The sequence below is a fragment of the Bacillus sp. 105MF genome (assembly GCF_000374885.1).
Taxonomy (GTDB): Bacteria; Bacillota; Bacilli; order Bacillales; family Bacillaceae_G; genus Bacillus_A; species Bacillus_A pseudomycoides.
The window spans coordinates 1-6,385 of the sequence record NZ_KB895644.1 but is presented as its reverse complement, the minus strand read 5'-3'; the positions used below and the strand labels follow the sequence as shown (position 1 = coordinate 6,385).

Sequence of the window (6,385 nt, the reverse complement as noted above, 5' to 3'; positions counted from 1 at the left end):
CCGAAAGTGGAATTGAGCAAAGAAATAATCGATTTAGCTAAACAACATGACTTTGTAATAATTGATGAAACATTTTACTTATTTGCTGAAGAAGTAAAGGGGTTTTTATCATTTTTACAACAAATGAAAGAAGCTAATACAAAAGTAATAGCAAGTTTTCAAACACTACCTCCAATAGAAATTGATATTGAGTTTCCTCAATTCATTATGCTAAATCGATGAATAACCTTTAAGTGCAAGTTAGGATTTCTTTTAAAAAAGATAGCAAGCTGGTTGGATATTCAACCAGCTCTTTTTATATAGAAATACAGGAAATTTTGATAGTAAACGAATACTTTTAACTATAATCAGAGCGTTATTGTTATAGATTATGAAATTTATAGGAGAAATAGAAATATGAGAGATGGAGGGGAAGTTATGGAATTACAACCAATTGTAACAATTCCCAAAATGGATTGGTTGCCCATAGAAGTTGTGTTTGTATTCCCTATTCTTATTTTAACAATAGTTGATTGGCGTATATTTCTTGACTAAGGTGGAGGAGTGATTTTACTTGGCTAAAAAGACAAAAGAGGAACGAATGATTGAACTTGCATCAAATGCACATAGTGCGAGAAATAAAAACAAATTAGATGAGTATATGCTTAATATGTTATGGGTAATGGTTAAAGGAACACGTTATCAAACTGATGTAGAAATAGCTTTTGATATGCGTGAAAAATATCATGAGTTAGAACGTAAAGGTAGATCACAACTAGTTATGAACCAATTTGAAGTAGGTAAGAAATACGAAATAACAACATTCATCGAACGGGACAATGAGTATTTTAAATGCAAGTGTTATGTAGATGATAAAACTATGGAAGATTTATTTCTTACTGTTTTTGAACCTTCTAATATAGGAGAGCTCTTGATTGACTGGACAGATGTAGCTACTGTCAAAGAAATAGAATAAGTCGTCAAGCGGAGTAACTTCTGAAGAGGAATTGATTGTCTGTCCGTTAATGAGGGTTAATTTAATCAAATTTGAATTTTGTATAAATTTGAATAGAAAAGAGGGATTTGGAATGGATCATATAAAGAAATTGGCTCGTAGTAATCATGTTCATTTTTTAGGATTACTTTATTTGTTAATAGTCGGGATGTTTGGTTGGTGGCATGGAATTACATGGTATCAAGGGATAGGAAATTGGATGCCCTGGTATCAAGAGTCAAGTATTGCTTTTGAGAGAGCAGATATGTATCTTTTGATGACAGTTCTTTTGATTGGAGCTAGTTTCATGACAGGGGTGCTAGTAATGGATCAGGACTATAAAAAATTGACTATCCTTAAGGTAAGCTATTTGTTTGGATTATCGACAGTGATGTTAAGTAGTGTTTGTGGCGGTTTTCTTGCTTTCGGTTTCTTTCTTGGATACAAAGATGGAGCTTTTTATCCGTTATTTTTCCTTGTAACAGGTATCGTAGTTGGTTTACAAATAATAAGAATAGCCTTAAAACAGACGTCACAATCTGAAAAGAATACTTTGGCACACGAATGATAAATAAAACGGAGCACAAGCTGGTTAAACCTTCAACCGGCTCTTTTATTTTCTAAAAAGGAGGAAAATAAAGATGGAAAAATGGATAGCGTATGGGAGAAAGATAAGTTTAAGAATTTACACTATTTTAGGCGTATTAGGAATTACTTATATCGTTTGGGGCGTAAATGATTCTGGATATGAATGGACAAAAGGTCATACAATCAATGGAATTACTCTCTTTGGTATGTTTTATGTCTTAATGGTTCTGTTAATACGTTTCATTATGGATAGAAAGTTGACGAAAAAAATATTGTTATTAGAAATTCCACTAGCAATTATAATAGCAGTTGGTGTGATTGCTAGTATTGCATTTGTAGAAGAACAGAAAATACATTCTTTATCTCTTTTTATGGCTGTTTTATTAGTAGTACCTGTTATATTAAGTTTACTGCGAATTGGGTACTTACAATGGAAATTTTACAAAGAAATAGAATGTAACTTGAAGAAAAGAGATCAGATATGATAGTAACGTATTTAATGTTTTTGTTGGGATTTATTGTGCTGATGTTTATTTTCTACACGGTAGAGGTTCAAAAAATGATTCAAGACACTATATATAAAATTGTGGAAAAAGACAAACAAAAGATGAAAAGGAGGGGATAACGTGCATGTGCAACAAAAAGCACCACTCAAGTATAAATTAGCTGAATGGAAAGTACTCATCCCGATGAGTACTTTTTTGTTTAGTGGAATCTTTCTTATCGCAAATTTTCTAGGAAACGTCATCGTAGAGGTAGTGAAAACAACTTTTTCAGATTTATTACATCCAAAACCTTTTCATATTGGGATAGAGGATCTATATACCTTTGAACATCCTCTTTTTCTTTATGTGATAGTAGTCCTAATCGCGAGTTTATGTACATTGCAATTCACTTACAAAATTCGCTCGAGCTTTAAAGACTTGAATCAGAATCAAAAAGATTCCTCTCGTTTTGCGACTTTAGATGAAGTTAAACAGCAGTACCGTGCCATTCCAGATAAAACAGAGAGATATGAGGGAAAAGGTGGCGTTGTCATTTCTCGGTATGATGTGATTTCATGCAAATCCATTTTAAAACAAGCGAAAAAGGTAATGGATGCAAAAGGGATGGAGAAATGGCAAGAAATTAAAAAATTAAAAGATAGTGCAAAAGCGGGAAGGCTACTCATAGATGATGGGGCAGTTAGTAACCTAATTATTGGTACAACAAGGTCTGGTAAAGGGGAAACCTTTGTATTTCCAACGATTGATGCGTATTCTCGTGCAGAAATACAACCCTCCATAATCGCGAATGACCCGAAGGGTGAATTGCTGGCAGCATCTAAAAAAACGTTGGAACAACGAGGTTTCCATATTGAAGTTTTAAATTTAATTAATCCTTTAGAGTCCATGAGTTATAACTTGCTTCAACTCATTAAAGATGCCTACAAACAAGGAGATACAGCGACAGCCCAAACACTTTGTAATACATTATCCTACTCTCTTTACTACAATCCAAATGTAAAAGATCCATTTTGGAATAATAGTTCGATGAGTTTATGTAATGCATTAATTTTAGCGATTATAGATAAATGTATAGAGGAAAAAACAGAAGATAAAATTTGTATGTACACGGTTGCCAATATGTTATCAGAACTTGGTTCGAAAGAGATTGTGATTGATAAACAAGGAAATACGAAAAATGTATTAGATATATATTTTGAAATGCTTCCGGCTGATAGTGTAGCCAAAATGCAATATGCGACTTCGAATTTTGCGAAAGGTGGCACAACACGAGGTGGTATTTTTAGTACAACAATGAGTAAACTATCCATCTTTACATTCGAAGGAATTGCAAAAATGACATCCCGTAATAGTATCGATTTGAAGCGAATTGGCTTTGGGAAAAGCATACAAGGAAAAGGAACACCAAGGGTGCGGGTGCAAATTATATTCCCGGATGGTTCGAAAGAGAGTATCAAAACAGATACAGAAGGACGTTTTGAACTGAACTTTAAGCAAAAAGTAAAGAAGGGACAACGTATCCATGTAATGGAAAGCGAAACAAAGAAGAAAATGATTGTAGAAATTCAAACAATTAACAAGGATACAGGTAAAACAACATACAAAGTTGTCGAGAAACAAGATGGGTTACAAATTGAAAACCTTGTTATCTTTGAAAAACCAATTGCGGTCTTTATGATCGTTCCAGATTATGATTCTAGTAATCATGTGATTGCTTCTATCTTTATTAGACAGCTATATTTTGTGCTATCTAAGTATGCTGGTTTAGCTCGTGGAGGGAAATGTCATAGAGAAGTAGTATTTTTGTTGGATGAATTTGGAAATATGCCGCCGATTGATGATATGGGGAATATCGTTACGGTCTGTTTAGGTCGAAATATTCGATTTAACCTGATTGTGCAAGCCCTTCCTCAATTAAAAATGAAATATGGAGACGCAAGTACAACGATTCAAGACAATTGCGGGAATCAAATCTATATTCAATCCGGGAATAAAGAAACTGCCAAAGAAATATCCGAAAAGTTAGGGAATCAAACAATCAATTCGTTGTCTCGAAGTGGAAAAGGATTGTCTATTGATAAGAGTAAAACGGAAGGAATTGATACGAAACCATTATTAACACCAACTGAGTTAATGAGATTCCAAGAAGGGGAAAGCGCAGTTATACGTTTTATGAAACGTAGGGATAATAAATTTGAAAAGATAGAGCCTTTTCCGATTTTGAATCGAGGAAAAACGGTTATGAAATATCGTTGGGAATACTTAGGTGACGATTTTGATACAGATCAATCTATTTTAGATATCGATATTCGTTCTTTACATGAATATGTGAATCCAAGGGACCTCATAATTGATTTCTTCCCAAAACAAGAAGAGGAGGCAACTGGGCAACCAGAAGAGTCAAAACAAATTGTACCAGGATCTGAACCAGAACCTGTGCCTACGCCTTCAGAAGAAGAGCCTGAAGAACCACAATTTGCGGATATTGATGAAGAGATTGAAATTCCTGAAGAAGCATATTCATCAGAACCTGTTGTAGTAACAGAATCAGCGAGTGTATTTGAACCACTTACCTTAGAAAATTGGAAACAAAAAACAGCGGAAGAATTCTTTGAAACACATCGATCTATTTGGAGTGTAATTGAAAAAAAATGTATGAAGCAATGGAATAGACCGTTAGCGGATATTCAGGCAAGTACAATGGAAAGCTTTATTGACGATTTGAAAATATTAGTGACGACAGGACAAATTGATAAGAATACGTATCGTTTGATTAATGGGAAATACGGTGAAATTATGGATGGCTTACTAGAAAAAGAAGGTGTAAAGGAGGAAGTATGATGCAGGTAACCAATCCCTTACAACATATTTTACAAGTTTACGGGAAGCAAGTAAAAGCGGGAAGAGAAGTAATGATTGGACTTACAAATGGTGTTGTGATTTTACAACCAGGAGGAGTCGGTGAAGCACCTATTGTCATTCGGGTAGATGAAGTAGATGAGCATCTTGATATGACCATACAAGATGTATTCGGAGCGTAAAGGAGGAAGCTGAAAATATGAATGATGAAAAAGTCTTGGAAATATTGAAGATGTTTAATGATTATTTAGAAATTGGTGGCTTTATCAATTATATACTCCGTTCGATTGGTTGGATGATAATTATTGGATTGTCGTATTTGGTAGATGCACTGGAAGGAATTACAGATAAAATTCTCTTCGTAAAAACGTTGTTTGCTTCAGAACAAGTACAGTCTTTTGTACGAGACTTTCAACCTGTTTTGTATATACTATTTGCTTTTTCGCTCATTTATATTGGATACACACTGATATTTAATCGAAAAACGAATCGAGAACAAATCGCAGTCAACATTTTTATTAGTATGGGTGTAATTGTGTTACTCAGTACAGCGATGATGCAGGCAGATAAATTTACAGATAAGGCTATCAAGGCAGTGGATCTCAAAGGAAGTGGAACTACAAGTGAAAAGATTATAAAGGATGGTCTTACAGATGTAGCACAGTTTGACATAGAAAAGTGGAAAACTACAAAACTGAAAGAATCCAACAAAATTCCACAAGAGAACATTAGAAGAGTTGATATTTTAGAAAAAATTGATAAAGACTTTAAAGTTAATAAGGATAACGGGTTGTCAGATGTTGGAATAAAGGTTTTAGAAAAGAAAATGAGTATTGCACCAGATGGAAAAGAAGTGCTTATAGACTTGAAAAATGGTTGGTTTGATTTTTGGCCAGATAAATACTATCGCTGGGACTGGGATTTTTGGAAAATCGCTCCATCTCTGTTTGTCATTGGTATGACACTGTTATTTACAGCAATCAAACTTGGAAAATTATGCTTTGAACTAGCTTTTAGCTACATTCTAGCAAACTTAGTTGCACCGGCAGATGTGGCAAACGGACAGAAGACAAAGCACATTCTTCTCAATATCTTAAATTCTTTTTTAATTATGATTATGATCTTTATTTCATTAAAACTCTACCTCATCGGTATGAATTATATTCATGAAAATGTAGATGGGATTGCTTACGTCCTGGCTTTAATTTGTTTGAGCCTTGCGGTTGTAGATGGTCCTGTTATTTGTGAACGTATTTTTGGTATTGATGCAGGGCTTAAAAATGGCTGGGGAGTCGTTGCAGGTGGATACGCACTTGGAAAGGGAATCCGTAAGGCAACCGGCAATATAGCGTCCAAAGCTGGTAACATGTTAAAAAGTACAGGTAAGGGCGCATTACAAGCAGGTGCTGGTGCCGCAGGAATCGCAAATGGATATAAAAATGCAGGGAAAACAAATGGT

At 34.5% G+C, this 6,385-nt stretch carries 7 protein-coding genes and 1 pseudogene; all 8 read left to right on the top strand.

The window, feature by feature from the left end; all coding sequences use genetic code 11:
* Positions 1 to 222, top strand: a pseudogene (locus C564_RS37170) (hypothetical protein); the annotation flags it as partial.
* A gap of 174 nt (positions 223 to 396) precedes the next feature.
* Positions 397 to 534: a hypothetical protein gene (locus tag C564_RS37165; protein ID WP_018768141.1), complete on the top strand. Its 138-nt coding sequence runs from the start codon at positions 397 to 399 to the stop codon at positions 532 to 534.
* Positions 535 to 553: 19 nt separating this feature from the next.
* Positions 554 to 955, top strand: coding sequence for a hypothetical protein (locus C564_RS0130840; protein WP_018768140.1), 402 nt, complete (start codon positions 554 to 556; stop codon positions 953 to 955).
* Between the two features lie 112 nt (positions 956 to 1,067).
* Positions 1,068 to 1,541 (top strand): hypothetical protein, encoded by a 474-nt coding sequence (locus C564_RS0130835; protein WP_018768139.1) that lies wholly within the window; start codon positions 1,068 to 1,070, stop codon positions 1,539 to 1,541.
* A 73-nt stretch (positions 1,542 to 1,614) separates the two neighbouring features.
* A complete protein-coding gene (locus tag C564_RS0130830) occupies positions 1,615 to 2,046 on the top strand; it encodes a hypothetical protein (protein WP_018768138.1) in 432 nt (143 codons plus the stop codon).
* Positions 2,047 to 2,187: 141 nt separating this feature from the next.
* On the top strand, positions 2,188 to 4,908 hold the full coding sequence (locus tag C564_RS0130820; RefSeq protein WP_018768136.1) for a VirD4-like conjugal transfer protein, CD1115 family: 2,721 nt from the start codon (positions 2,188 to 2,190) through the stop codon (positions 4,906 to 4,908).
* Positions 4,905 to 5,108: a hypothetical protein gene (locus C564_RS0130815; RefSeq protein ID WP_033794929.1), complete on the top strand. Its 204-nt coding sequence runs from the start codon at positions 4,905 to 4,907 to the stop codon at positions 5,106 to 5,108. Before C564_RS0130820 ends, C564_RS0130815 begins: the two co-directional genes overlap by 4 nt.
* A gap of 17 nt (positions 5,109 to 5,125) precedes the next feature.
* On the top strand, positions 5,126 to 6,385 hold a 1,260-nt coding region (locus C564_RS0130810), incomplete at its 3' end, for a pLS20_p028 family conjugation system transmembrane protein (RefSeq protein WP_018768134.1).